Source organism: Microbacterium pumilum (genome assembly GCF_039530225.1).
GTDB lineage: Bacteria > Actinomycetota > Actinomycetes > Actinomycetales > Microbacteriaceae > Microbacterium > Microbacterium pumilum.
Genome location: NZ_BAAAOH010000001.1, coordinates 649,268 through 673,517, shown reverse-complemented (window position 1 = coordinate 673,517; position 24,250 = coordinate 649,268). Strand labels below are relative to the sequence as shown.

Here is a 24,250-nt window from a genome sequence, read left to right as displayed (position 1 = left end):
TTATCCGTTTACGGACGCGACACGCCGCCGGCCGCTCGCGCGACGCGGCGTGTCGTGTCCGTAAACGGACCCGGACCCGGACCCGGACCCGGACCCGAGCCAGGACCCGGACCGGGACCCGAGGCTCGACGCCGAGCGCTCGGCCGGCGGGGCCAGGACGAAACGCGCGACGTCGGCGACGACTCCGGCCGCGCGGCGCCGCGAGGGCATGAAGCGGAGGAAGAACACGAGGCGCAGCACCCAGGCGGTGGCGCCGGTCAGGGGGATGCCGTACAGCTCGGCGATCCCCTCGCCGAAGCCGAACGCGGCGGCGCGCCCGAGTCCGCGGAATCCGAATCGCGCAGCTCGGCGTCCGCGCAGCTCGCGAGCGATCGCACGCCCGATGTGATCGCCGCCCTTCACGGCCCAGAGGGCGTTGGCCGGCACGGCGCGCCGCGTCACCGGGTGCCTCACGTGGGCGGCATCTCCCGCTGCCCACACTCCCGCGGTGACCGAGAGGGTGGGATGCGTGCGAAGTCGGCCGCGATCGTCGCGCCAGCGATCCAGACCCGGGATGCGCACCGGGCGCTGCCCGGTCGCCGCCACGATCGTGGCGCACTCGAGCACAGCGCCATCCGATAGCCGGGCGGTGGCGGATGTGACTTCCACCACGCGTCGATCAGCCAGAACGGTGACGCCCAGGTCCGTCAGCTCGGTCTCGGCGCGCGCGACCAGCCGGGGCTGGTCATCCCATTCGCCGAGAATTCGCGGTGCGGAGTGCACAAGCGAGACCGGATGTCCGCGACCGGCGATCGCCGCAGCCAGCTCGACACCAGCCACACCGCCGCCGATGACGACGACGGGCGAGCCCGGTGCACTGGCCAGGCGGTCGGCGAGCGCACCGACCTCGTCCGGCCCACGAAGGGTGAAGCCGTGACGGCGCAGGCCGGTGACCTCCGCGATCGGCTCCCTGGCTCCGGTGCCGACGACGAGGTGATCGTAGTCGAGGGTCTCGACCGCCGCGTCGTCACCGGCGCGGTAGGAGACGCGGCGCCCCTCGGGGTCGATGTCGACGGCTCGGCCGAGGATGATGCGCGCCAGCGGCATCGCCTCGTCCAGAGGAGTTGCGAGGCGGTCCCGGTCGACCACGCCCGTGATGAGCTCGCCCGTGAAGCCGTGGAACCGGTGCGCGCGATCGGCCGAGATGACGACGATCTCGACGTCGCCGTGCCGCACTTCGCGGCCCGAGCGCCGCACGATGTTCGCGTACGCGTGGAGCGTGACATAACCGCCGCCCAGCAGCACGATGCGGTTCATGCGATCACCGCCGTCCGGGGCTCGAGGGAGACCGGTCTGCCGAAGCTCGAGGGCTCAGCAGCATGGAATCCCAAGTGGCGGAGTGCATAGGCTCGCTCACGGATCTCGTCGACCTGGTCGAGCGTCGGATTGCCCACCGCGAAATGGCCGGTGTGTCCGGTGAGCGCGAGGATCGCGGTCTCTGCGAAGCACGCATACGAGCGGCCGTCGGGCAGTCCGATGTCGCCGCCCATGATCCTCAGACTGGGGATCGAGACGATGCCGCCGTCCACGACGAGCACGTCCGGTCGGTCCACGGCGAGCCGGGGTGACGTGTTCCGTGGCTGTGTCGCGTCGATCACCACCGCTCCGGGAGCCACGTGCTCGGCGCCGAGCAGCGCATCCGCCGACGCCGTCAGCAGCACGACCAGGTCGGCGTCGACGACCGCGTCGATGGTGTGCGCGACCGAGACCTCCACATCGGCGGCTACGGATGCTGCAAGCGCATTCACCCGGGGCGCGGTGCGCGCGATGAGTGTCAGACGCGTGCCTGCGGGGTCCCGAGCCAGCAGCTTCGTCACGGCCGTGCCCACGCTGCCGCTTGCGCCGACGACGGCGATGTGCGGACGGCCGGCGCGCTCCGCCACGCGGGGGAGCAGCATCCGGATCTGGTCCTCGACGATAGCGGCGGTGAACGCGTTGCCGTTCGTCACGCCGATGTCGGTGCGCTCGCGAAGCGTGGCTCCCCCGGCGGTGACCGTCGCCGTGAGCGCGCCGAGACCGACCACGTCCGCGCCGAGGGCGACCGCCCGGTCGACGGCCAGGCCCACCCGGCGCCTGCCGCCCTCGATGTCCGCGAGCAGGTGCCGTGCACCGAACGGGACGAGGACCACATGCCCGACGGATTCTCCGCCGATGCGAACGGCCGCCATCGTCACCGGCGGAAGCGGCAGCCGACGGAGGGCGGTGTCGTAGAACGCCTCGGGCAGGTGTCTCAACGGCTTCCAGAGGCGGGCGAGATCCTCGCCGAGGCGTGCGCGGGGATGGACGGTGAACGCGAAGGTTCCGGAACCGGACACGGGTCGCTCCTCCCGGCGCCGCCGAGTGCGCGCCATGCGGGTTAGGAGGCGCCGAGGAACGTCGTGATACCGCGCGTCGTGATACTCCGCCGTGCAGAGCGATGACGGGTCAGACCGATGACGGGTCAGACCTCGACGGTCATCCAGGTATGGCCCCGCACCCGCCAGCCGAGGGTGGCCAGGCGAGCGAGCATGTACACGCCGAAGAACGAGACCGCGAGCCACGCGAGTCCTGCCGCGCCGGTCGGATGCAGCGCCGCGACGAGCACGAGCGCAGGGACGAACGGGATCAAGTTGAGCACTCCGGCGATCGCGAGGTATCTGGCGTCGCCGGCACCGATGAGCACGCCGTCGAGCACGAACACGACACCGCACACGGGCTGCGCCACGGCGAGCACGATGAGCGCGGGCTGGACGAGCGCGGCGATAGCCGGGTCACCCGTGAAGAGCAGTCCGATGACTCCCGACAGCGCGCCGATGACCGCTCCGACGATGACGCCGAACCACACCCCCCACGCCACGGTGCGACCGAGCACACGGCGCACGAAGTCCTCCTCGCCGGCGCCGAGGCCCTTGCCGATGAGCGCCTGCGCGGCGATGGCGAGCGCGTCGAGCGCGAACGCCGCGGTCGAGAAGATCGTGAAGGCGACCTGCCATCCGGCGAGCTCCTCGGTACCGAGGCCGGTGGCGACCACCACGGTCGCGAGCAGGGCGATGCGCAGCGATACCGTTCGCAGGAACAGCCAGCCGCCCGACCGCGCCGATCCGCTCACGCCCTGCCGGTGCGGGCGGACGGATGCCGAGTGCGTGCGCGCGAGCCGTCCGATCACCACGACGAACGCGCCGACCATGCCCCACTGCGCGAGGACGGTGCCGGCCGCCGACCCCGCGATGCCCCACCCCAGGCCATAGATGAACAGCCAATTGAGCAGGGCGTTGGCGCCGAATCCGATTCCGGCGATCCACAGCGGCGTGACCGTGTCCTGCATCCCGCGCAGGAGTCCGGTCGCCGCGAACACGATCAGCATCGCGGGCAGCCCCCACATCGAGATCCCGAGATACGTCACCGCCTGCTCCGAGACGGCGGGTGTCGCGCCGAAGAGGCCGACGAGGAACGGCGTGGCGAGGTATCCCACGAGGGCCAGGACCGCGCCGATGGCCAGGGCCAGCCACATCCCGTCGATGCCGACCGAGACCGCCTTCGAGAAGCTGCCCGCGCCGAACCGGCGCGCGACGGCGGGGGTCGTCGAGTATGCCAGGAAGACCATCAGGCCGACGATCGTCTGCAGCACGGCCGACGCGATGCCGAGACCGGCGAGCGGGGTCACCCCGAGGTGCCCGACGAGCGCCGAGTCGACGATGAGGAACAGCGGTTCGGCGATGAGTGCGCCGAGCGCCGGGACCGCGAGGCGCAGGATGTCGCGGTTCAGCGCCGGCCCGGTTCCTGTCACGCTCCGAGCCTACGAGTCCCGCCCCCACCCGGTTACGGACGCGACACGCCGTGGCGCGCTCGCCGATCACGGCGTGTCGTGTCCGTAACCGTTGAGGATGGGGGCGACGGACGGATCCCGGGCCCGGGGGAGCATATCCTGGACCAATGACCGATGCCCCCGAATCGGGTCTGGCGCTCGACGAGCTCAGTGCTGAGATCCGCCCCCAGGACGACCTGTTCCGCTATGTCAACGGCGCGTGGATCGAACGCACCGCGATCCCCGACGACAAGGCGCGGTGGGGCTCGTTCCACCTCATCGCCGAGCAGGCGGAGAAGGACGTCCACGCGATCATCGAAGAGTCGCAGACGGCCGAGCCGGGCACCGAGGCCCGCAAGATCGGCGATCTGTACACGAGCTTCATGGACACCGAGCGCATCGCGTCGCTCGGCGGCTCGCCGCTCGTCGAGCAGCTCGCCCGAGTGGATGCCGTGACGAGCATCCCCGAGTTCCTCCGCACCGTCGGCGAACTCGAGCGTGACGGCGTCGCCGGACTGGTCCACCTGTACATCGAGCCCGATCCGGGCAACCCGCAGCGGTACGTGCCGTTCTTCATCCAGGGCGGACTTTCGCTGCCGGACGAGAGCTACTACCGGCTCGAGAACTTCGAGGCGACCCGCACGGCATTCCGCGCGCACGTGCAGAAGATGCTCGAGCTCGCGGAAGTGGCGGATGCCGGCCCCTCCGCCGACCGCATCGTGGCGCTCGAGACCGAGCTCGCCACGCACCACTGGGACAACGTCAAGAGCCGTGACGCCGTCGCGACCTACAACCTGAAGTCGTGGGATGAGCTCGGCGCCCTCATCGGCATCGACCTGACCCCGTGGCTCGAGGGCGTCGCACCGACTCACCCCGACGGGTTCGCCGAGGTGAACGTCTACCAGCCGAGCTTCATCGAAGGTCTCGGCTCGCTGCTCGTCGAGGAGCGGCTGGAGGACTGGAAGGCTTGGCTGCGCTTCTCCATCGTCCACGCGAGCGCCGCGTTCCTGTCCGACGAGTTCGTCGCCGAGAACTTCGCGTTCTACGGCACGCAGCTGACCGGTGTGCCGGTCAACCGTGAGCGCTGGAAGCGCGGCGTCGGCCTCACCGAGGCCGCGCTCGGCGAGGCGATCGGGCGCGTCTATGTCGACCGGCACTTCCCGCCCAGCGCGAAGGTCGCAATGGACGAGCTCGTCGGCAACCTCATCGAGGCCTATCGGCAGTCCATCGCCGAGCTCGAGTGGATGAGCCCCGAGACCCGCGAGCGCGCCCTCGCCAAACTCGACGCGTTCACGCCGAAGATCGGCTACCCGGTCAAGTGGAAGGACTACTCGACCCTCGAGATCGACGCGGGTGACCTCATCGGCAACGTCCGGCGTGCGCACATCCACGAGCACGATCGCCAGCTCGACAAGGTCGGCCAGCCGATCGATCGCGACGAGTGGTACATGACGCCGCAGACCGTCAACGCGTACTACAACCCGCTCATGAACGAGATCGTGTTCCCGGCGGCGATCCTGCAGTACCCGTTCTTCGATGCTGAGCGGGATGCCGCGGCGAACTACGGCGGCATCGGGGCAGTGATCGGGCACGAGATCGGCCATGGCTTCGACGATCAGGGCAGCCGCTTCGACGGCGACGGATCGCTGCGCGACTGGTGGACCGATGACGATCGCACCGCCTTCGAAGAGCGGACGTCCAACCTGATCGCGCAGTACGACGAGCTCACGCCCCTCGGACTCGAGGGTGACCACAAGGTCAACGGCGCGCTGACGATCGGCGAGAACATCGGCGACCTCGGCGGTCTGGGCATCGCACTCAAGGCCTACGCGCTCCACCTCAATCCGAAGGCCTCGGTCGCTGAGCCTGTCGAAGCGTCCGAGCCCGACGAAGGGTCAGAGACCGAGGGCGAGACCGTCGTGGGCCCCGTGATCGACGGGTTCACCGGCATCCAGCGACTGCTTCTGAGCTGGGGACAGATCTGGCAGCAGAAGGGGCGGGATGCCGAGACCATTCGCCTGCTCACGATCGACCCGCACTCGCCGAACGAGTTCCGCTGCAATCAGATCGTCCGCAACATCGACGCGTTCTACGATGCCTTCGACGTCACTGAGTCCGACGCCCTCTGGCTCGACGCCGACAAGCGCGTCACCATCTGGTGAGCCCGGGCCCCCGAAGGCCCGCGGCGAGCCGGCGCTGACGCGCGAACGACCGGATGCCGGTCGACCACAACTGAACACCGAAGCTCCAGCGATCCCGAACAGAACGAAAAACACATGCAGTTCCAACGCGCCGACAGGCGCACACCCATCACCCGATCTCATCCACCGGAAGGAAGCCCGCTCGTGGGCACGCCCCCAGAGCCCAACAGGGCAGCAGAGTCGCAGCGGGGGTCGCGACGAAGCCTCAACCGACGTCTTCCCAGGCGGGCGGCGGCCGGTCGCCGCTCGTTCGCCTCGACCTTGAAGGCGCTCGATGACCTCGCCGCCGCCGGTGCGAAGGTCTCGGTGAGCGTCACGGATCTCGATCGAGGCACGGCAGTGCTGGCGGGAGACGATTTCGTGACGTTGCCCGTAGCCGGGCTCGGCATCGTGCCGCTGCTCATCGAAGTGGCCGCGGGCTTCGAATCGGGTCGCCTGGATCCGCTCGAGATCATCGAGCGCTCGTCGGTCGAACCGGTCGGTGTCGCCGGCGTGTGGCAGCACCTCAAGGCTCCGGCACTCCCGCTGTCGGATCTCGCGGTGCTGACGGCGTCGACGGGAGACGCACTGGCGGCGAACGCACTCCTCGCCCGCGTCGGCCTGCCGGCAGTCCGCGCACGGATCGAAGATCTGGGCCTCCAGCGCATGGCGCTGCTCGACCAGTTCCGTGACGAGCGGGGGCCGGATGACGCCCCCCACTTCGCGCTCGGATCAGCCCGTGAGCTCGCCCAGGTCTTCGACGCGCTCGTCAACTCGCAGGCCGTGTCGGTCGGCGTGAGCGCCCAGGTCGCGGAGTGGCTGAGCCTCAACCACGACCTTTCGCTCGTCGCGTCGGCCACCGGCCTCGACCCGTTCTCGCACGAGAACGACGAGCACGGTCTGCTCTTCGTCAACAAGACCGGTCGGGATGCCGGCGTCCGCGTCGAAGCCGGTGTTCTGGCAGGCCCCCGCGCGGGTGTGTCGTACGCGCTCATCGTGTGCTTCGACGACCTGTCGATCATGCACCGGATGCGGGCGCACGAGGCATTCCGGACGCTGGGCACCGACCTCATGGAGTACGTGTTCTAGACGGTCGCCCCGGGGGCCCGAGTTCGTGTTCGTGGCGACCCGCGATTGAGTCGGCGGACGTGCGGGGAAGAGGATGATGGATCCATGCCCGCTGCCCACCGCCCCGGTCTCAGGGTCGACTCGGGAATCACGATCCCCGAGTCCGAGCTGTCGTGGCGGTTCTCGCGGTCTTCCGGCCCGGGCGGGCAGGGCGTGAACACCGCCGACTCCCGAGTAGAGGGATGCGGCAGGCTCGGCCGTCCTCTCGCCGGTCCAGCGAGAGCGGCTTCTCGAGCGTCTGGGCGGTCGCCTTGTCGACGGCGTGCTGACGATCGCCGCATCCGAATACCGCGCGCAACTGCGCAACCGGGATGCGGCGCGCGCTCGACTGGCCACCGTCGTCGCCGATGCACTGCGTGCGCCCGCACCGCAACGGCGACCGACGAAGCCGAGTCGAGGTGCCAAGGAACGGCGGCTGGAAGCGAAGAAGCGGCGCACCGACGTCAAGCGGCTGCGGCGATCACCCTACGAATGATCAGGTTTCTCCAGGCTTTCTGCCGCACACTGACCCCATGTGGTGGAGCTTCCTGAAGGCGATCAAGACCCGAGAGCATCGGGTCGCACCGACGACATGGGTCGCGGCGGTCGCCGCTCTGGTCTACACCGTCGTTCCGATCGACTTGATCCCCGAGCTCGTCCTCGGCCCGTTGGGACTGGTGGACGACGTCGGCATCTGGGGCATCTTCGCGGTGCTCATCGTGCGTGAACAGCGTCGGTGGCAGGCGAGCCTCAGGCCGGAGTAGGCGCAACCAGGTCGGGCTGACGGACCTAGCCGGCGTCACGCTCGAGGTCCGGGCGAGGCAGTTGACGTGCCTGGTCTATGGACTGGCGCATCTGAGCGCGGGTGGCTCCGATCGCGCCGAGCAGCGTTGCCGCGCGCTTGCTGAAGTCGTGCGTGTCGATGGAAAGGCGGCTCACCGCCGGGATCAGACCTTTCTCATTGACGACCCACTGTCCTGCCGCGGCGTGCCATCCGTGAGCGAGAAGCATGACCGCATGCGTGGTGCACAGCGTGACGTATCCGACATCGTCCAGGTCCACGCTCTTCCCCGCGCCGTCCAGGAGGAAGTCCACCTGCCACAGACTGTGGAGTATCGATCGTCGGAGCGCCGCGGGGTACGGGCTCAGTGATTGCGCCAGCGATCGGAGCAGTCCCGAGGAGTCGGCGACGGGAACGCAGAGGGCGACTTCGCCGGCGTAGGCGATGTCCAGAAATCCGAGGGGATGGCCGGGCTGGTGGTGGAACGCGAATTGTCCGCGAACCGCGCGCCGGCACTGATCGGTCACGCGCTGCACGTCGCGCAGGATGAGGTCGACGCTGGTGCCGTCGACTTTCAGCCAGGCGCCGCTGTCGACCCACAGCCCCCAGCTTCCGGCCTCGCCGATCACCGTCTCGGCGTCCGACCACCGTGTCGCCACCGCCGAGAGTTCCGCTCGGTCGAGATCGGGCCGCACATAGACCCCGAGGTCGACGTCCGAGTCGGGCCGGTGAGTGCCGCGCGCCCTGCTGCCGCCGAGAGCGACGCCTGCCACGCCGGGTACCGAAGCCAGCTCTCTCGCGAGACTCTGCAGATCTGAGTCCGTGAACATCATGTGACCCTAGCGCGATGCCTTTCTCCACGCCCCGCGCCATTGCTCGCTCACGGACGCTGGACTGGTTCTACCCGCCCCGAGCTGGCCGAGCGTGCAGCCGCTTCCATGAGGGCCAGGCTGCCCAGGTTCTCACGGGCGGTGCTCTCCGGTGCCGGGCCGCCGGTGACCGCCCGCGCGAAGATCTCCAGGCCGGCAGCGCGGTCGTGCAACGCGGTGTCCTCCAGCGCCAGTCTCTTCGCCTTGCGCTTCCCAGGACGCCGGAGGGTCACCACATCCCCTGAAGCATCCTCCTTCTCGCCACCACCGCGCGAAGTGAAGAAGAGTTCGCCCTTTTCGCCCTGGATGCTCCAGTCGCCCGCCCACGCCGTCTCGGGTCCCCGGCTCAGCCAGCTGCCGCGATAGCTGATGACGAGCCCGTCTTCCATCTCGATCGTGATGACGGCGGAGGCTTCTTCGTCGTACTTGCTGAAGGAGGGGTCGCCCACCTTTGCGAACACGTTCACCGCCTCGTGCCCGGTGATCATCCGGAGCAGGTCGAAGTGGTGGATGGCCATGTCGTTGATCATCGGATGCGGGAACGCGTAGTGCCGGTGCGTCTTCTTGGGCGCGTCGTTGTCCCACTTGCGGAAGTCGATGTTGATCGCGGCCAGCTCGCCGAGCGCACCGTCCTTCAGGAGTCTGCGCACCGCATGGGGGGCGGGGTAGTTGCGGTAGTTCTGACTGACCTGGAGGATCAGCCCGAGTTCTTCCGCACGCGAGGCGGCGCGCTGCGCCTCTTCCACGGTGTTCGCGAGCGGCTTCTCGACGAGCACGTGCTTCCCCGCTTCGAGCGCCTCCAACGCCAAGGGCACGTGGGTCGCAACCGGTGACGTGATGACGACGGCCTCGGCCTCGACCGCCGCCAAGGCGTCGCTCAACGAGCCGAACGACAGTTCGGCGGAGACCCCGATCTCCGACGCGACGGACTTGAGAGTGGGAGTGTGTGGGTCGACGATCGCGACGACCTCGACCTCGGGGACGGTGGGGATGACGGTGCTGGCCCAGTTGCCGCCCCACCCCCCGAGGCCGACATGCACAATACGTACGGTCAATCGAGTGATCCTTTGCTTCCGGGCGTCGCGGCCGCGTGTGTCTGGTCGGTTCCAGTCTGCCGAAGTCAGGGTTCTTATCCGAACCCCGGGTCGCGGAGCGTCCGAGATCAGCCCGGGAAATCCGCCGCTCCCCGGGTATCACGGCGCGTGCGGACCTGCTCCTCCAATACGGGGGAGTTCCGCACAGACGACTGGAGAGCATCATGATCGCCACGACATACGACATCCTCATCCCGATCCAGACACCGCTTGCCGCGGGTGCGCGCATCAGCAGCGCCGTCTTCGACGTCGCTGACGCCCGCACCGTCGAGCTGATGTTCTCGATCACCTCACAGCAGCCGGACGTGCACTGGCGCGTCCACTTCGGCCCGACGCCGAACAACGGCTACGCCACGGCCCGGCAGGGTGACTTCGGCCGGTTCAACACGATCGCGATCTCGGTGCCGGTATTCGGAACGGGTGTGTTCGTCGCGGTTCACAACACCGGGGCGAATGCCACAGCCGTCGACGGCAACATCCGGGTGATCCACGAATTCGCCTGAGTCTTCCGCGATAGCGGATGGCGTCAGCGAGGAGCATCAGGGCGAAGAGGCCGGTCACCTCGTCCTCATCCGGAAGGAGCGTGCGCAGGAGGCGGCCCAGGCGATCGCCTCCTCGGCGGCTGATTCGGTCACGTCTCCCGCAGAGCCTGGGTGGATGCCGCCACGTCAGTCACTCTCGGGCGACTGCCGTTCGATGATCTCCGCGAGATCTGAGGGGAACCGGTGCACCTCCTGGGGCCAGTCCAGTGAGACGGCCAGCCGGCCTGCCCAGTAGCGCGCGGCCTCATCGTCCGCCACGTCCACGACGGTGAAGCCGCCGAGGTGCTCCTTGGTCTCGACGAACGGCCCATCGGTGAAGATCGGCTTGCCATCCTTGCTCACGACGCTGAAGACCGCGGTCGAGGCATCGATCCCTCCGTCCGCGTAGAGGAAGACGCCTGCCGCCTGCATCTCCTCGAGCACGGCTTGCGAGGCCTCGCTCTTTCTGCGCAATTCGTCGGGGGTGTGCAAGGGCACCCACTCGTCGTTGAATGCGATCAGATATTTCGTCACTGTCGTCTCCTCTCGTCGGGACGAGGGCCATGTCGTGGGTCCTCGGTCACGGCGACCCGGAAGGGTTCGCACATCCCATCCACGAACGGCGACGCTCGGATACGACAATATCCCCGAGAAATCCGCAAGGGTCGGCATCGGCACGTCACCGGCAGACGCGGATCGTGCGTCCTTCGAAGGTGACGATGTCGCCGAGCTGCAGCTGCCGCCCGCGGCGACGATCGACCTCGCCGTTGACCGTCACGTACCCGTCGATGATGGCCTCTTTCACGTTTCCACCGGAGTCGAGGAGCCCCGCGAACTTGAGGAACTGCCCGAGTCGGATGGCCTCACCGCCGATCGGCACGTCGTCGATCGGAGTGGGGTTCGACATGCCGGAATGATAGCCGACCGGCCGCGGCCCGGAGCCCTGTCCCAGGGAACCGGGGCAGGCGTCCGGCGCCGGTATCAGGCGGGTCGCCCGACTTCGCCAGTGGTGCAATCGCCCACGCTACGCTGACGCGATCCGCGGCGGGATCATCGCCTTGGCAGTGCGGAGGAACGCGCGACTGAGCAGGATCAGCCACAGTGCCGTGGGGATCAGTGACAGCATCGCCACCACCACGCCGACCTGGCCCAGGTTGGCCGGGACGAGCATGGTGACTCCGGTGATGATCCCGACGAGCCCGGGGAGGAGCCCGAAGACACGGTGTCTGACCATGGCGACCGAGAAGATCAATGTGCTGATCGCGCCGAGGATGTAGCTGAGACCGAACGAGCCGCCGTTGTAGAGCGTGAGCAGTGTCTGGCCGGAGGCGACCAATGCGGCCTCCTGCGCCGCGGAGGCAGCGGATGCGTGCTGGCTGCTCAGGAGCCACATCGAGAACGTCGCTTCGCGCGAGAACAGGAACAGCACCACACTGAACAGGCCCGCGACCAGGGCGACCAGTGCCGAGGTCGCCGCCGTTCGCCGGATGACCACGAACAAGGCGAGATAGAACGGGATCATGGCGAGGTAGTCGATCGTGAGCAGGACGTCGAGATCGAGCAGGCCGAGCAGAGGATTGCGCTGGAAGAGGTCGAAATAATCAAGGACGGCCTGTGGTGGGGGGCTGAGGATGAACACGAGCGCCTGGATCGGGATCATGATCACCACGAACACCGCCGCGCCAGCACCGATCAGCAGCAACGGCCGCCATTGTGCGTCGACGTCGACGGCAGTCGAGACGTCTTCGAGTGCTTCGGCTTCCATGAGCACCACCTCGATCCCGCGGACGACGGGACTGTCACCCACGGGTCCACTCAACCGCCGGCGGCGAGCCCGCTGCAGAGTCGAAGGTCCCGTCTCGTGGGCGCTCACCCGTCAGCGCGGGACCGTATCGCTCAGCTCGCTCAGCTCGCTCGACGACCGGCGTCGGCGCCGGCGGGCTGGGGGATCAGGTCGCCGTTCCGGGATCGCTCGAGATACAGCGCTACGGCGTCGCGGCTCTTCGTCAGGCACGACAGGCGGGCCTCGAGCGCCTCGAGCTCTTCGGCCAGCTGCTCGGCGAGCGCGCGAGAGCAGTCAGGCGGTGTCGCGAGCTCGCTCTGGCGCTCGATGTCGAGCACGACCCGCGCCATCCGCGTCGAGAGTCCTGCCTGGATCAGCCCGCGCACTCGGGTGGCGCGTTCCACATCTGAGTCGTCGTACGAGCGGTAGCCGTTCGGCGTGCGGCTCGCCTCGAGGAGACCCTGCTGCTCGTAGTAGCGCAGCATCCGGGTCGGTATCCCGGTGCGCTCCGACAGGTCGCCGATCTTCATGACGACTTCTCCCGCTCTGGGCTTGACATTGACATCAATGTCAAAGTTTAGCCTCGATCTATGACGATCTCCACCGCCTCCGTGCCGGTCGGCACCAGCCCGACGCGCATTCCCCTGGGCTCGCTCGCGATCCTGGCGTTCGGTGTGTTCGTGACCGTGACCGCGGAGTCGCTGCCTGCTGGCTTGATGCCCGAGATGGCAGCGGACTTCGGCGTCGAGCCCGTGCAGATCGGCCTGCTCATCTCGGTGTGGGCGGCGACCGTGATCCTCACGAGCATTCCACTGTCGCGGGCGTCGGCTGCGTTCGACCGACGGCTGGTGATCGGCACCGCGCTGGCCGTGTTCGCGCTCGCGAACCTCGCGACCGCCTTCGTTCCGGCCTACGGTCTCGCGATCGGGTCGCGAGTCGTCGCGGCCCTGGCTCACGGCGTGTTCTGGGCGGTCGTCATCGTCTACGCCAGCTCGCTGCTCTCGCCGTCGCACCTCGGTCGCGGACTCTCGATCGTCACCGCCGGCGGCACAGCCGCCACTGTGGCGGGCCTCCCTGCCGCGACCCTGCTGGCGCAGACGCTGGGATGGCGCATCGCCTTCGTCGTGCTCGCGCTCGCTTCCCTCGCCATCGCCGCCATCGTGCTGATCCGGATGCCGCGGGTCGTTCCCGAGCGCACCGTCCGTGCTCGCCGAGACCGCGGCTCGCTGTGGCGCGACCCGTCGCTGCCGGCGATCGCGGCGTTCGGCGCGGCATCCGTCCTCATCGCAACCGCCCAGTTCGCGTCGTTCACCTACATCCGCCCGTATCTCGAGCAGTCGGCGTCGATCGGCGCGGACTGGACGGCCGGGCTGCTCTTCGTCTACGGCATGGCCGGCATGGTCGGAGTGGTGGCGGCGGGCTTCCTCGCCGACCGGTTCCCCCGTAGCGCCCTGACCGCCACGCTGCTCGTGTTCGCTGCCGCGTTCTCGGTGCTGACGGTGTGGCCGGGCAGCATCGCCGCGGTGGTCGCAGGTCTCGTGGCATGGGGGTTCGCGATCGGTGCGATCTTCCCGATCATCCAGACGGCGCTGATGCGTTCGTCGACCGATCGCACGCGAACCCTGGCGAGCGCCGGCATCGTCGTGCTCTTCAACGTCGGCATCGCGGTCGGGCCGTGGCTCGGTGGGATGCTCGGGGGAGCCACCTCGCCGACCACCAGCACTGCGGTGTCGGCAGTCACGATGGCGGTCGCTGCGGCCGTGGGAACCGGGGGTGTGCTGCTGGCACGCCATCCGAATCCCTAGGCTGAGGCCGTGACCACGCCGACGACGCACCCCAAGACCGCCGGCCGCGATGACCGCATCACCATGCGCTTCATGTCGACGCCCGGCGATACGGCTGCGGGTGGACGCTCGGTGGCCGCCGGCAGCGTGATGGAGTGGATCGACAAGGCCGGCTACGCCTGCGCTGTGGGCTGGGCGGGCGCATATTGCGTAACGGCGTACGTCGGCAACGTGCGGCATCGCCGCCCGATCGCACCGGGAAGCCTCATCGAAGTGCAGGCGCGGATCGTGCTCACCGGACGCACGAGCATGCACGTCGTGGTCACGGTGTCTTCGAGCGAGGTGAGCGAGCGCTCCTACTCTCCCGCGACCACGTGCGTTCTGGTCTTCGTCGCGAAGGGCGCCGACGGCCGGCCGGCTGCGGTGCCCGAATGGCAGCCGCAGTCGCGCGCCGACCGCAAGCTCACCGAGGCGGCGGTCGACCGCATCCCGTCGCGCAGCGAGATCAAGCGCCTCATGCTGTCGCAGGACTACACCGACGCGTCGAATGCGCCGCAGGCGACCATGCGATTCCTCGTTCCCCCGGGAGTCGTGAACTGGGGCGGCAAGGCGCACGGTGGCACCGTCATGCGCTGGATCGACGAGGCCGCCTTCGCGTGCGCAGCGGCATGGGTGAAGGATGAGGATGCCGCCTCCGCCGTCGCGGTGTACTCGGGCGGCATCCACTTCTTCGCTCCGGTCACGATCGGCGATCTCGTCGAGGTGGAGGCGCGACTGCTCTTCACCAGCGCGCACAGCATGCATCTCGGCATCCGGGTCTCGTCCGCCGATCCGCGCACGCCCCACGAGCTGACCCTGACGACGCAGTGCATGACGGTCTTCGTCGTGCCGGGCGCGGCCGGCGTTGCGCTGCCGGTTCCGCAGTGGCGTCCGGAGCTGGATGAGGATGTGCGACTGCACGAACTCACACGCGAGATCATCCGGCTGCGCGAGACGATCGTGCCGCTCGCGCCGTCGCTCACGCTCGAGCCGTAGTCCGCTCGAGTCGGCCCTCGCAGCAGCGCCGCAGGCACTGCAACGTGCTGAGCGCCGCGAGCGTGGACTCCGTGCCCCGGTTCTCATTGCGACCCACTGGGGTGAGCCCGTCGTAGCCCGCTCCGGTGCGGGGGTCGAACATCGCGATGGCTGCGTCGTTGTCGCCCTCGAACCACCCCCATGCGATGCGAACCTCGTCCGACCAACTCGGGTCGCCGGTCACGAGGCGCGCCCGGCTGCACGCTTCCGCGATCGCTGCCACCTCGATCGGCTGCTGGTCGAGTGCGGGTCCGCGGTCGCCGGGACCGCGCCCCGCGACGGGAGTCACCGACAGCCGACCGTCCCGGGTCTCGAGGTCAAGGAGAAACCCCAGCAGTCGAAGGCGAAGCAGACCGCGGCGATCCGCGCCGACTCGGGGGAGTGGTCTTCGCGCGCGGCGACGATCAGTGCCCGAGCGGCGTCATCGAGGCAGTAGCCGTGGTCCGTCCGCGGCCGTTCGAACTCGGCGTGCTCGAAGACCCCGTTCGTGTCGGTGAGCGCCGCGAGGTGCGCGAGCGGCACCCGAGATTCGATCACGCCGCCTTGACGGCGTGCAGTCGAGCGGACAGCTCGGCGTACCTGGCCGCGACCTGCGCCCAGGTCAGACCGACGCGGCCTCGAGGCCTCGAACCCGGCCCCTCCTTGGTGCCCGGCGCCGTGAAGATCGCCTCCAGCCCGTCGGCCATTCCTGCGAGATCGTCGTGCCTGACGGCGACTCCCAGGCCGTCGTCGTCGCCGAGAAGTTCCACCGCGTGCGGGAACGCCGTGGCGACGACGGGAACGCCGGCCGAGACCGCCTCGACGAGCACGCCCGACGTCGCCTGTTCGTGCGACTCGTACGGCAGCAGCACGGCATCTGCAGAGGCGAGCAGCGCAGCGATGTCGTCATCGGTCAGATATCGATCCACGAAGACCACCGAATCGTCTACTCCGAGTGCCCGACCCAGCCCGGCGAGACTCTCGCGGTAGCTCTCACCGCTGTGCGCGCGTACCTTCGGGTGCGTCTGGCCGGCGATCACGTACTCGGCCGAGACCCCTCGCATCCGCAGCAGCGCAAGAGCGCGGATGCCGCGCTCGAGCCCCTTCCCGGGTGAGAGCAGACCCCACGTGAGTATCCGGCGGACCGTCCCGCGATGATGCGGCGCGTGGCCTGGTGCGTACGCCACCCCGTGCGGAATGAGGTGCACCCGGGCGGGATCCACGGCGTAATTCGCACTCAGCGTCTCGAGCGCATGATCGGTCATGACGACGACGGCGGCTGCCAGCCCGGCGACCCGCTCGAGAATGCGTCGTTGGTTCACGCTTGGCGTGGGGAGCACGGTGTGGAGCACGACGATCGCGGGTACTCGGAGTGCCTCGAGGATGCCGATCACCTGGGCGCCGTCCTCGCCCCCGTAGATGCCGAACTCGTGTTGCACGATGACGACGTCGCACCCGTCGAGCGCGCGGGCCGCAGTGCGATGCGAGGCGAGATCGTCGGCCCTGATAGCGGCGACGACGCGTCCGACCTCTTGCGGAGATGTTCGCCAGTCCTCGTCGGCGTCGATCACCCGCACGATCGAAGGCGGTGCTTCGCGAGGATCGGCCACCGCTCGCGCGAGTGAGACCGTGAACGTCGCGAGGCCGCAGCGGGTGGGTGGGTATGTCGAGACGAAGCCGAACCGCGTCACAATGGTGTCCCTTTCGTGTTTTCCGCACAGCGGACTTCGGCGAGGGTCACCCGGAGGCGAAGAGGCCACGCTAAGAGTCGGAAACCTGATTCAGGCCGGGCTTGACAATTCGGTGATGCGGTCACTCACCGGGAGCGCGACGGTGCGCCGCGTCGCGCAGGTCGCGATACAGGTCGAGGTACGACTCGACCATCCGCTCGACGCTGAACCGTTCCCGCGCACGGCGGCGGACGAGGGTGCGATCCAGCGCCGCCGCCTTGGCGACCGTCGCCGCGGCCTGTGCGATCCCGTCGTGCGGATCGACGAGCAGCCCGGTCACGCCGTCGTCGACGACCTCCGGCATGGCGCCGCGGCGATACGCGAGCACCGGCGTGCCGCACAGCATCGACTCGATCACGGCGAGTCCGAACGGCTCGTCGAAATGGATGGGGTGCAGCAGCATCGCCGCCGCACCCAGCACTCCGGGTCGCTCAGCGGCGCCGACCGCACCGAGGTAGACCACCCGATCGTCATCGATTCGCGGACGGACGAGCTCGTCGAAGTAGTCCTCATCCTGCACGATGCCGGCGATGAGGAGGCGGCGACCCGCGCGCTCGGCGATGTCGATGGCGTCGGCGGTGCCCTTGTCGGGGTGGATCCGACCGAACGAGAGCAGGACGTCGCCGCCCGGCCCGGCCGGGAACGCGTCGGTGTCGAGGCCGTGTCCGATCGTCGCGGCGTAGTGGAGCGAGGGCGCTCGATCGGCGTCCGAGATCGAGACCAACGCGGATCCGGCGCGTTCGTAGGCAGGCAGGATGGCGGGACCCGAGAACCCGTGGACCGTCGTCACGAGCGGTGCCCGCCACTGCGCCTCCAGGGCGAGGGGCAGCCAGTCGAGGTGACTGTGCACGAGGTCGAACTCGTGCGAGCGCTCCATGGCGCGGGCCATGTGCAGCGCCTCCCAGACGCGCCCGTCCATCGTGGGGTCCTCCGCGTAGCCGTGAGGAGCGACCGAATCGAGGTGCGCCGACGTGAGGGAGTCAGCCGTGGCGAACAGGGTGACTTCCACGCCCTGCCGCACGAGTCCCTCGGTCAGGGTCGACGCGACCTGCTCCCACGGACCGTAGTGCTCCGGAGGGGTGCGCCAGGCGATGGGCGCGAGCATGCCGATGCGCAGGGGTCTGTCACCTGCGGACGAGCTAACGGACACCCCGCATGAGCTACCGCACCCCTCGCATGAGCTTCAGCACCGGCTTGATCGACAGCAGCAGCGCGCTGCCCAGCACGATCGCGATGATGCCCAGCACGGAGAAGTACGGCACCTGATCCTTCGCGTTGTAGAACTGCGCGAGCCATCCGGCGATCGCGGTGCCGAGTGCGACCGAGAGGAAGAACAGCGCCACCATCTGCGTGTGGAACGCCTTCGGCGCGAGCTTCGTCGTGACCGACAGCCCGACGGGCGAGATCAAGAGCTCGGCGATCGTGAAGACGAGCAGGATGCCGACGATCGCGAGCAGCGGTGTCGAGTTGTCTGCGCCGTTCGCGAACGGCAGGAAGAGCAGGAACGCGATGCCCATCACGATCGATCCCAGACCGAACTTCACAGGCGTCGAGGGCTGGCGCGAGCCGAGCTTCGTCCAGAGGGCCGCGAACACGCCCGACAGGATGATGATGAAGATCGGATTGATCGACTGGACGAACGGCACCGGCATGATCCACCCGAAGATGTCGCGGTTGAGCTGCGAGTCGGAGTAGAGCGTCAGCACCGTGAACTGCTGCTGGTAGAGCGACCAGAAGCCCACGCTCACGATGAACAGCGGGATGAAGCCGAACACGCGTGACCGTTCGTCGCCGTCGATGCGCTTGCTGGTGAGGATCACGGCGAAGTAGGCGATCGCCGCCGCGAGCGTGACCAGGATGACGACATCGGCGAGGTTCTTGGCCTTGATGACGCCCGCCAGCACCAGCACGATGATGAGGACGATGGCGGCGACCGCGATGCCGATCATGATGATCCGTCGGCCGGCCGGCAGCGGGTTCGGGATGACGCGCGCATCGTCGGGCAGGTTCTTGCGCCCGATGGAGTACTGGATGAGGCCCGCCGCCATGCCGATCGCGGCCAGTGCGAACCCGGCGTGGAATCCCCACGTGACCATGGCCCACCCGGTCAGGATCGGGCCGAGCAGTGCCCCGAGGTTGATGCCGAGGTAGAACAGCGAGAAGCCGGCATCCCGCCGCGTGTCGGCCGGTGCGTAGAGCGTGCCGACGACCGAGGTCGCGTTGGCTTTGAGTCCGCCCGACCCGACGGCGACAAGGATGAGTCCCACGCCGAGACCCCAGAATCCGGGCAGCACGGCCAGTCCGATGTGGCCGCACATGATGACGATCGCGCTGAAGAACAGCACCCTCTCGGATCCGAGCAGTCGGTCCGCGACCCACGCGCCGAGGATCGTCGAGAGGTAGACCGCGCCGCCATATGCGCCGACGATGCCCGTGGCGGTCGCCTCCGGCATCCCGAGCCCGCCCTTCTCGAGCGAGTGGAACATGTACAGCAGCAGGATGCCCTGCATGCCGTAGAAGCTGAACCGCTCCCACATCTCCACGAAGAAGATGTGGACGAGGTCGAACGGCTGTCCGAAGAAGCCATGATCACGCCTGTCGTGAGCGGCGGTGACTGCGCTGTCGTCCTCAGCCGTCGCCGCACCCATCGGCGGCCCGACCGGGACCTGATCCGGACCCTCGTTCTGGCTCATTGCGTCAGGCTAGCGGCCTGCTGAGGGGTGTCACCAGGGTGCCTCAGCGGGGCAGTGACGGATGCCGCTCCTCTGCGGCGGGATGGGCCGGAATGAACAGCGCGAGGAGCAGTGCGATCACGGCTCCGGCGCCTGCCAGGATGTAGGTGAGGTGGAACCCCGCGGCCGAGGGGATCTGCATGCCGTCCTGCACCGTGGACGACGATGCGAGGACCGCGCCCATCACGGCTGCTGCGGTGCTCGTGCCGAGCGAGCGGAACAGCGCGTTCAGCCCGTTCGACGCCCCGGTTTCGCTCTGCGGCACCGATCGCATGATGAGCATCGGCATCGCCGCGAAGCCGAAGCCGATCCCGATGCCGATGAGGATGTTCGAGACGAAGATCTGCCACACGCCATTGCCCGCGATCAGCACGAAGGCGTACGCGGCGACGAGGGCGACGGCGCCCATGATCAAGAGCGCGCGGGGCCCGATGACGCCTGCCAGGCGTCCGGACACCGGGGACAGCACCATCATGACGAGACCGGCGGGCATGACCACGAGGCTCGCGGCGATGAGCGAGAGGCCGAGACCGGCGCCGGTCTCGACGGGCAGTTCGAGAATCTGCGGAAAGACGACGTTCGACGCGAACAGCGCGAAGCCCATGCCGATCGAGGCGAAATTGGTCAGGAGCACCGGTCGGCGTGCGGCGACGCGCAGATCGAGCAGCGGCTCGGCGATCTGCAGCTCGTACCAGCCCCAGATGAGCAGGACGACGATGCCGCCGAGTCCGAGCGCGAGCGTGGCGGGAGACAGCCAGCCCCACTCGTTGCCCCGTGAGATGACGAGCAGGATGCCGGTGAGGCCGACGGCGAGGCCGGCCGCGCCGACGAAGTCGAAGCTGCCGGGTGTGCGCAGCACACTGACGGGAACGATCCAGAGCACCAGTCCGAAGCACACGGCGCCGATACCGGCGGCGACCCAGAAGATGATGTGCCAGTCGGCGAACTCCGTGATGAATGCGCTGATGGGCAGACCGAGGGCGCCTCCGACGCCGAGCGTGGCGCTGATGAGGGCGATCGCGCTGTTGACCCCGCTGGTGTGCAGCACGTCGCGCAGGATCGCGATGCCGAGTGGCACCACGCCGACGACCGCACCCTGCAGCGCCCGGCCGATGATCACGCCGATCAGGCTCGTCGAGAAGGCGGCGATGACCGAGCCGATGATGAGGAGCACGAGCAGCACCAGGACGATGCGCCGCTTGCCGTACATGTCGCCGAGACGTCCGGCGATGGGTGTGGTGATCGCCGCCACGAGCAGCGTCACGGTCACCACCCATGCGGTGTCCTCGCGGCTCGCGCCGAGCAGCTCGGGCAGCTCGGCCTGAATCGGCACGACGAGCGTGAACATGAATGAAGAGGCGAGGCCGGTGAGGGCGAGAACCGCGACGATGGCGCCGTGTCGCGGCATCCGGGTGAGGCGCTTTCTCTTGTCCTCATCACTCGGCGGCATTGGTTCAGGCTATCGGCGCGCGACGAGACCAGGGCCGGGATGCCGGGCCGAGCGGCCCGGGGATATCGTGGCGTCATGACCGAGGCATCCGTCGAGACACCGCCGGGAATCGAGATCCGCCCGCTCGAGACCGTGGATGCGGTGTTCGAGGCCTCGAACGTGCTCTCCGAGGTGTGGGGAGGCGATCACTCGGGCATGCCGCCGAACCTCCTGCGCGCGCTCGCCCACTCCGGCAACTACGCCGTCGGCCTCTACGAGGGCCAGCAGATGGTCGGGGCATCCGTCGCATTCTTCGCGGCCCCCGCCGCGCGGTCGATGCACTCGCACATCACCGGTGTGCTTCCCGAGCATCAGCGTCACGGTCTGGGCCGCGTGCTCAAGCAGCACCAGCGGGCATGGGCCCTCGCCCGCGACGTCGGCCACATCACGTGGACGTTCGACCCGCTCGTCGCCCGCAATGCGCACTTCAACCTGCGGGTGCTCGGCACGCGCGTGGACGACTACCTCGTGAACCACTACGGACCGATGGACGACGGCGTCAACCGCGGCGATGAGACCGACCGCATCATGGTGTCGTGGGCACTCGCGGCACCCCCGGTCGCGATGCCCGCCGACGATCGCGTGCTGGCGTCGGTCGCGGTGCCGCACGACATCGAGACCCTGCGGCGCGAATCCCCGGCGGATGCCGCAGCGTGGCGTCATCGCGTGCGAGACGAGATGCTCGGGCACCTCGCGGGAGGCCTGGTGATCGGCGGCTTCGACGACGAGCGCGGCTACCTCCTGGTCGCCGCCGTTCGCTGACCGGGCTTCAGCGTCCGGAATCCAGCGAGATCTGGCAGTGTGCGCCATCCGGTCGCCCATAGGCTGACGATCATGCCCGAGTATCACGCCCACTTCGATTTCGACATCCGCTTCGCCAACGGCGGTGAGCTCGCCGGCACCGGATTCCGCCTCGACCTGCCCTCGAACTCCCTCTCGACGGATGAGATCGGCCTGCTGCTGGTGCGGCATCTCGGTCTCGCGCTCGTCGAGGAGGTCGAGTTGCGCGGGCTGCGAATCGTAGAGGAGCCGCACCGCGGCAGCAGGGGAGCGGTCGAGCCGGCACCGATCAGCAGCACGCGAGTCGTCGACCTCAGCCACCCGATCCGCGCAGGGCTCGTCACCTACCCGGGCCTGCCGGCCCCGACGATCACGCCCCACCTCACGCGGGAGGACTCTCGGGCGAGGTATGCGCCGGGCACCGAGTTCGCGATGGACATCCTCACCATGGTCGGCAACACCGGGACATACCTCGACTCTCCGTTCCACCGCTATGCCGATGGCCCGGACCTCGCTGGGCTTGCACTGGACTCGCTCGTCGGTCTGCGCGCCGAGGTGTTCCACCTGGAGGACGCGTGGTCGCCCGAGCGTCGCGGCATCCGGCCCGAGACGCTCGCGGATCGAGATGTGCGAGGCGCCGCCGTACTGCTGCACACCGGCTGGGACCGCTGGTTCGGCCGCCCGGAGTACGGCAGCGGCGCTCCTTTCCTCACGGGGGACGGAGCGCAGTCCCTCATCGACGCGGGCGCCGCGCTCGTCGGGATCGACTCGCTGAACATCGACGATGCCGATCCTTCGACAGGCTCAGGAGGGGGCGAGCGCCCCGCTCATTCGCTGCTGCTCGCGGCCGGCGTGCACGTCGTGGAGCACCTGACGAACCTGGGTGCCCTGCCGGCTCGAGGCGCCCGGTTCACGGCAGCGCCACCTGCGGTCGAGGGATTCGGAACGTTCCCGGTGCGCGCGTTCGCCGAGGTGCCTGCCTGACCCGCACCGACCACTTCGAAGGAGATCGCCGAATCTGCGGAGGATTCTCGAGCCACTCCTCCGCGGAAGGGTAGACCTCCTTCGAAGTGGTCGACCGGTCGATGTATCTGACGGGTCCCCGCGTGCTCCTGGTGGGCATGGACAGCGGAGGAGCAACCATGCGCGAGCGCGTCGATGCCGTCGTGGTCGCGGTGCGACACGCGGTGGCCCGTGATCATCGTCGTGAACTGCGGGGGCAGCGCCCGCGCAAGTCGAGGTCGACCTTCATCCCGGTCAGCGACGAGCACGGTGCGGGTCGCTTCGCGCTGTGAAGCTGCACCGCAGGGCTACCCTGGGCGCATGCCCATCGTCCGGCCGACCGCTCCCGTCGCGCTCGACGGCTTCGAGCTGAGGGTCCTGCGCATCCCGCTCGTCTCGCCGTTCACCACCTCGTTCGGCACCGAGACGGTGCGCGAAGTGATCATCGTGCGCGCCCTGACGGCCGACGGCGACGGATGGGGCGAGATCGTCACGGGCGAGGCTCCGCTCTATTCGAGCGAGTACACGCAGGGCGCGTGGGATGCCGCATCCCGCTGGCTCATCCCAGCCCTGCTCGAGACGCCCCGGATCGCCGCCGAAGACGTCTCGCGCATCCTCGAGCCGTTCAAGGGACACCGGATGGCGAAGGCCGGCGTCGAGCTCGCCGTGCTCGACGCGGCGCTCCGCGCGGAGGGACGCCCGCTCGCCGCCTACCTCGGCGCCGAGCGGGATCGGGTGCCGTCCGGTGTGTCGGTGGGCATCCAGAGCGACCCAGCCCGCCTCGTCGAGGTCGTCCGCGGATACCTCGACGAGGGATACGTGCGCATCAAGCTCAAGATCAAGCCCGGCCGTGACATCGCCGACACGGCCGCCGTGCGAGAGGCGTTCGGCGACATCCCCCTGCAGGTCGACGCGAACTCGGCCTACACGCTCGCCGACATCGAGACCCTCGCCGGACTCGACCCGTTCGACCTCCTCCTCATCGAGCAGCCGCTGCAGGAGGACGACATCGTGGACCATGCCACCCTCGCTCGACGGGTCCGCACCCCCATCTGCCTCGACGAGTCGATCGTGTCGCTCAAGGCAGCGACCGACGCGCTCGCGCTCGGCTCGACATCCGTCATCAACATCAAAGCCGGGCGGGTGGGCGGCTACCTCGAAGCGGTCGCGATCCACGACCTGTGCCGGGAAGCCGGCATCCCGGTGTGGTGCGGGGGCATGGTCGAGACCGGGATCGGCCGAGCCGCCAATGCGGCGCTCGCGGCCCTGCCCGGCTTCACCCTTCCGGGTGACGTGTCGGCATCGAGTCGCTTCTACCACCGCGACATCGTCACCGAGCCGGCGGTCCTCGAGGACGGCCACGTGCGCGTGCCGACCGGGCCGGGCATCGGCGTCGACATCGATCACGCCGCCCTCGAGGAGTTCACGGTGGCGCGCGAGACCGTGCGGCGGTGACGGATGCCGGCACGCCTCGCCTCTCGTCGGCGTGAACATCGGCGACTCGCTGCGGGGGTGGGCGTGC

Annotated in this window: 25 protein-coding genes and 1 pseudogene; 11 read left to right on the top strand and 15 right to left on the bottom strand. The window is 68.7% G+C overall.

Translation table 11 applies throughout. The annotated features are described in order from the left end of the window. The 3 genes from ABD188_RS03020 to ABD188_RS03010 all read right to left on the bottom strand — a co-directional run bounded on the left by ABD188_RS03020 (position 1) and on the right by ABD188_RS03010 (position 3,805). Positions 1–1,296 carry an NAD(P)/FAD-dependent oxidoreductase gene (locus ABD188_RS03020; protein WP_344058391.1) on the bottom strand — a complete coding sequence of 432 codons (1,296 nt, stop codon included), beginning with the start codon at positions 1,294–1,296 and terminating at the stop codon, positions 1–3. Further along, a complete protein-coding gene (locus ABD188_RS03015) occupies positions 1,293–2,354 on the bottom strand; it encodes a semialdehyde dehydrogenase (RefSeq protein ID WP_344058389.1) in 1,062 nt (353 codons plus the stop codon). The genes ABD188_RS03020 and ABD188_RS03015 overlap by 4 nt, the downstream gene beginning before the upstream one ends. 125 nt (positions 2,355–2,479) lie before the next feature. After that, a complete protein-coding gene (locus ABD188_RS03010) occupies positions 2,480–3,805 on the bottom strand; it encodes an MATE family efflux transporter (RefSeq protein WP_344058387.1) in 1,326 nt (441 codons plus the stop codon). A 146-nt stretch (positions 3,806–3,951) separates the two neighbouring features. On the opposite strand from ABD188_RS03010, the gene ABD188_RS03005 reads away from it, so the two are divergent. From ABD188_RS03005 to ABD188_RS02990, 4 genes and pseudogenes are all read left to right on the top strand, one after another. Then, entirely contained in the window at positions 3,952–5,985 is a 2,034-nt protein-coding gene (locus ABD188_RS03005; RefSeq protein ID WP_344058385.1) for a M13 family metallopeptidase, read from the top strand. Positions 5,986–6,168: 183 nt separating this feature from the next. Further along, positions 6,169–7,092: a serine hydrolase gene (locus ABD188_RS03000; protein ID WP_344058383.1), complete on the top strand. Its 924-nt coding sequence runs from the start codon at positions 6,169–6,171 to the stop codon at positions 7,090–7,092. An 84-nt stretch (positions 7,093–7,176) separates the two neighbouring features. Continuing rightward, a pseudogene (gene arfB, locus ABD188_RS02995) lies at positions 7,177–7,606 on the top strand (alternative ribosome rescue aminoacyl-tRNA hydrolase ArfB). A gap of 37 nt (positions 7,607–7,643) precedes the next feature. After that, positions 7,644–7,874, top strand: a complete 231-nt coding sequence (locus ABD188_RS02990) for a YkvA family protein (protein ID WP_344058381.1) — start codon at positions 7,644–7,646, stop codon at positions 7,872–7,874. A 25-nt stretch (positions 7,875–7,899) separates the two neighbouring features. On the opposite strand, the gene ABD188_RS02985 is transcribed toward ABD188_RS02990, so the two are convergent. Beyond that, positions 7,900–8,721 (bottom strand): nucleotidyltransferase domain-containing protein, encoded by an 822-nt coding sequence (locus tag ABD188_RS02985; RefSeq protein WP_344058379.1) that lies wholly within the window; start codon positions 8,719–8,721, stop codon positions 7,900–7,902. A 50-nt stretch (positions 8,722–8,771) separates the two neighbouring features. Then, positions 8,772–9,815, bottom strand: a complete 1,044-nt coding sequence (locus ABD188_RS02980) for a Gfo/Idh/MocA family protein (protein ID WP_344058377.1) — start codon at positions 9,813–9,815, stop codon at positions 8,772–8,774. Between the two features lie 203 nt (positions 9,816–10,018). Here ABD188_RS02980 and ABD188_RS02975 point away from each other — a divergent pair, with 203 nt between their 5' ends. Continuing rightward, positions 10,019–10,357, top strand: a complete 339-nt coding sequence (locus ABD188_RS02975; protein ID WP_344058375.1) for a hypothetical protein — start codon at positions 10,019–10,021, stop codon at positions 10,355–10,357. A 165-nt stretch (positions 10,358–10,522) separates the two neighbouring features. Here ABD188_RS02975 and ABD188_RS02970 read toward each other — a convergent pair whose 3' ends face one another. The 4 genes from ABD188_RS02970 to ABD188_RS02955 all read right to left on the bottom strand — a co-directional run bounded on the left by ABD188_RS02970 (position 10,523) and on the right by ABD188_RS02955 (position 12,688). Beyond that, the gene (locus ABD188_RS02970; protein ID WP_344058373.1) at positions 10,523–10,909 is read right to left on the bottom strand and encodes a YciI family protein; all 387 of its coding nucleotides are present in this window, start codon (positions 10,907–10,909) and stop codon (positions 10,523–10,525) included. Between the two features lie 145 nt (positions 10,910–11,054). Further along, positions 11,055–11,282, bottom strand: coding sequence for an RNA-binding S4 domain-containing protein (locus tag ABD188_RS02965; RefSeq protein ID WP_344058371.1), 228 nt, complete (start codon positions 11,280–11,282; stop codon positions 11,055–11,057). Positions 11,283–11,399: 117 nt separating this feature from the next. Next, positions 11,400–12,182 carry a hypothetical protein gene (locus ABD188_RS02960; protein ID WP_344058369.1) on the bottom strand — a complete coding sequence of 261 codons (783 nt, stop codon included), beginning with the start codon at positions 12,180–12,182 and terminating at the stop codon, positions 11,400–11,402. A 98-nt stretch (positions 12,183–12,280) separates the two neighbouring features. Beyond that, positions 12,281–12,688 carry a MerR family transcriptional regulator gene (locus tag ABD188_RS02955; protein WP_344058367.1) on the bottom strand — a complete coding sequence of 136 codons (408 nt, stop codon included), beginning with the start codon at positions 12,686–12,688 and terminating at the stop codon, positions 12,281–12,283. A 60-nt stretch (positions 12,689–12,748) separates the two neighbouring features. Here ABD188_RS02955 and ABD188_RS02950 point away from each other — a divergent pair, with 60 nt between their 5' ends. Beyond that, positions 12,749–13,963: an MFS transporter gene (locus ABD188_RS02950; RefSeq protein WP_344058365.1), complete on the top strand. Its 1,215-nt coding sequence runs from the start codon at positions 12,749–12,751 to the stop codon at positions 13,961–13,963. 9 nt (positions 13,964–13,972) lie between these two features. Next, positions 13,973–14,977: an acyl-CoA thioesterase gene (locus ABD188_RS02945; RefSeq protein ID WP_344058363.1), complete on the top strand. Its 1,005-nt coding sequence runs from the start codon at positions 13,973–13,975 to the stop codon at positions 14,975–14,977. Here the strand turns inward: ABD188_RS02945 and ABD188_RS02940 are convergent. The 6 genes from ABD188_RS02940 to ABD188_RS02915 all read right to left on the bottom strand — a co-directional run bounded on the left by ABD188_RS02940 (position 14,961) and on the right by ABD188_RS02915 (position 20,865). Beyond that, positions 14,961–15,305 (bottom strand): hypothetical protein, encoded by a 345-nt coding sequence (locus tag ABD188_RS02940; protein WP_344058361.1) that lies wholly within the window; start codon positions 15,303–15,305, stop codon positions 14,961–14,963. The two genes, ABD188_RS02945 and ABD188_RS02940, sit on opposite strands and share 17 nt — an antisense overlap. After that, the gene (locus tag ABD188_RS02935; protein WP_344058359.1) at positions 15,302–15,553 is read right to left on the bottom strand and encodes a hypothetical protein; all 252 of its coding nucleotides are present in this window, start codon (positions 15,551–15,553) and stop codon (positions 15,302–15,304) included. The genes ABD188_RS02940 and ABD188_RS02935 overlap by 4 nt, the downstream gene beginning before the upstream one ends. Continuing rightward, positions 15,550–16,686 (bottom strand): glycosyltransferase, encoded by a 1,137-nt coding sequence (locus tag ABD188_RS02930; protein ID WP_344058357.1) that lies wholly within the window; start codon positions 16,684–16,686, stop codon positions 15,550–15,552. The genes ABD188_RS02935 and ABD188_RS02930 overlap by 4 nt, the downstream gene beginning before the upstream one ends. A gap of 121 nt (positions 16,687–16,807) precedes the next feature. After that, positions 16,808–17,830 carry a glycosyltransferase family 4 protein gene (locus ABD188_RS02925; protein WP_344058355.1) on the bottom strand — a complete coding sequence of 341 codons (1,023 nt, stop codon included), beginning with the start codon at positions 17,828–17,830 and terminating at the stop codon, positions 16,808–16,810. Between the two features lie 55 nt (positions 17,831–17,885). Next, positions 17,886–19,373 carry a peptide MFS transporter gene (locus ABD188_RS02920; RefSeq protein ID WP_425561361.1) on the bottom strand — a complete coding sequence of 496 codons (1,488 nt, stop codon included), beginning with the start codon at positions 19,371–19,373 and terminating at the stop codon, positions 17,886–17,888. A gap of 88 nt (positions 19,374–19,461) precedes the next feature. Continuing rightward, positions 19,462–20,865: an MFS transporter gene (locus ABD188_RS02915; RefSeq protein ID WP_344066829.1), complete on the bottom strand. Its 1,404-nt coding sequence runs from the start codon at positions 20,863–20,865 to the stop codon at positions 19,462–19,464. A 117-nt stretch (positions 20,866–20,982) separates the two neighbouring features. Between ABD188_RS02915 and ABD188_RS02910 the strand changes: the two genes are divergently transcribed. The 4 genes from ABD188_RS02910 (at position 20,983) to menC (ending at position 24,183) form a co-directional block, all read left to right on the top strand. Further along, positions 20,983–21,708 carry a GNAT family N-acetyltransferase gene (locus ABD188_RS02910; protein WP_344058351.1) on the top strand — a complete coding sequence of 242 codons (726 nt, stop codon included), beginning with the start codon at positions 20,983–20,985 and terminating at the stop codon, positions 21,706–21,708. A gap of 72 nt (positions 21,709–21,780) precedes the next feature. Further along, complete coding sequence (locus ABD188_RS02905; RefSeq protein WP_344058349.1) at positions 21,781–22,710, top strand: cyclase family protein; 930 nt, start codon at positions 21,781–21,783, stop codon at positions 22,708–22,710. 158 nt (positions 22,711–22,868) lie between these two features. Then, positions 22,869–23,021, top strand: coding sequence for a hypothetical protein (locus ABD188_RS02900; RefSeq protein WP_344058348.1), 153 nt, complete (start codon positions 22,869–22,871; stop codon positions 23,019–23,021). 28 nt (positions 23,022–23,049) lie between these two features. Further along, positions 23,050–24,183, top strand: a complete 1,134-nt coding sequence (menC, locus tag ABD188_RS02895; RefSeq protein ID WP_344058347.1) for an o-succinylbenzoate synthase — start codon at positions 23,050–23,052, stop codon at positions 24,181–24,183. Positions 24,184–24,250 lie beyond the last annotated feature (67 nt).

What these genes read in the sequence shown, in the direction of transcription:
- ABD188_RS03020 (WP_344058391.1), bottom strand. Translation starts at nt 1,296, where the DNA reads ATGAACCGCATCGTGCTGCTGGGCGGCGGTTATGTCACGCTCCACGCG.
- ABD188_RS03005 (WP_344058385.1), top strand. Translation starts at nt 3,952, where the DNA reads ATGACCGATGCCCCCGAATCGGGTCTGGCGCTCGACGAGCTCAGTGCT.
- ABD188_RS02990 (WP_344058381.1), top strand. Translation starts at nt 7,644, where the DNA reads ATGTGGTGGAGCTTCCTGAAGGCGATCAAGACCCGAGAGCATCGGGTC.
- ABD188_RS02985 (WP_344058379.1), bottom strand. Translation starts at nt 8,721, where the DNA reads ATGTTCACGGACTCAGATCTGCAGAGTCTCGCGAGAGAGCTGGCTTCG.
- ABD188_RS02975 (WP_344058375.1), top strand. Translation starts at nt 10,019, where the DNA reads ATGATCGCCACGACATACGACATCCTCATCCCGATCCAGACACCGCTT.
- ABD188_RS02965 (WP_344058371.1), bottom strand. Translation starts at nt 11,282, where the DNA reads ATGTCGAACCCCACTCCGATCGACGACGTGCCGATCGGCGGTGAGGCC.
- ABD188_RS02955 (WP_344058367.1), bottom strand. Translation starts at nt 12,688, where the DNA reads ATGAAGATCGGCGACCTGTCGGAGCGCACCGGGATACCGACCCGGATG.
- ABD188_RS02950 (WP_344058365.1), top strand. Translation starts at nt 12,749, where the DNA reads ATGACGATCTCCACCGCCTCCGTGCCGGTCGGCACCAGCCCGACGCGC.
- ABD188_RS02925 (WP_344058355.1), bottom strand. Translation starts at nt 17,830, where the DNA reads ATGCTCGCGCCCATCGCCTGGCGCACCCCTCCGGAGCACTACGGTCCG.
- ABD188_RS02920 (WP_425561361.1), bottom strand. Translation starts at nt 19,373, where the DNA reads ATGGGTGCGGCGACGGCTGAGGACGACAGCGCAGTCACCGCCGCTCAC.
- ABD188_RS02915 (WP_344066829.1), bottom strand. Translation starts at nt 20,865, where the DNA reads ATGCCGCGACACGGCGCCATCGTCGCGGTTCTCGCCCTCACCGGCCTC.
- ABD188_RS02910 (WP_344058351.1), top strand. Translation starts at nt 20,983, where the DNA reads ATGACCGAGGCATCCGTCGAGACACCGCCGGGAATCGAGATCCGCCCG.
- ABD188_RS02905 (WP_344058349.1), top strand. Translation starts at nt 21,781, where the DNA reads ATGCCCGAGTATCACGCCCACTTCGATTTCGACATCCGCTTCGCCAAC.
- ABD188_RS02900 (WP_344058348.1), top strand. Translation starts at nt 22,869, where the DNA reads ATGCGCGAGCGCGTCGATGCCGTCGTGGTCGCGGTGCGACACGCGGTG.
- menC (WP_344058347.1), top strand. Translation starts at nt 23,050, where the DNA reads ATGCCCATCGTCCGGCCGACCGCTCCCGTCGCGCTCGACGGCTTCGAG.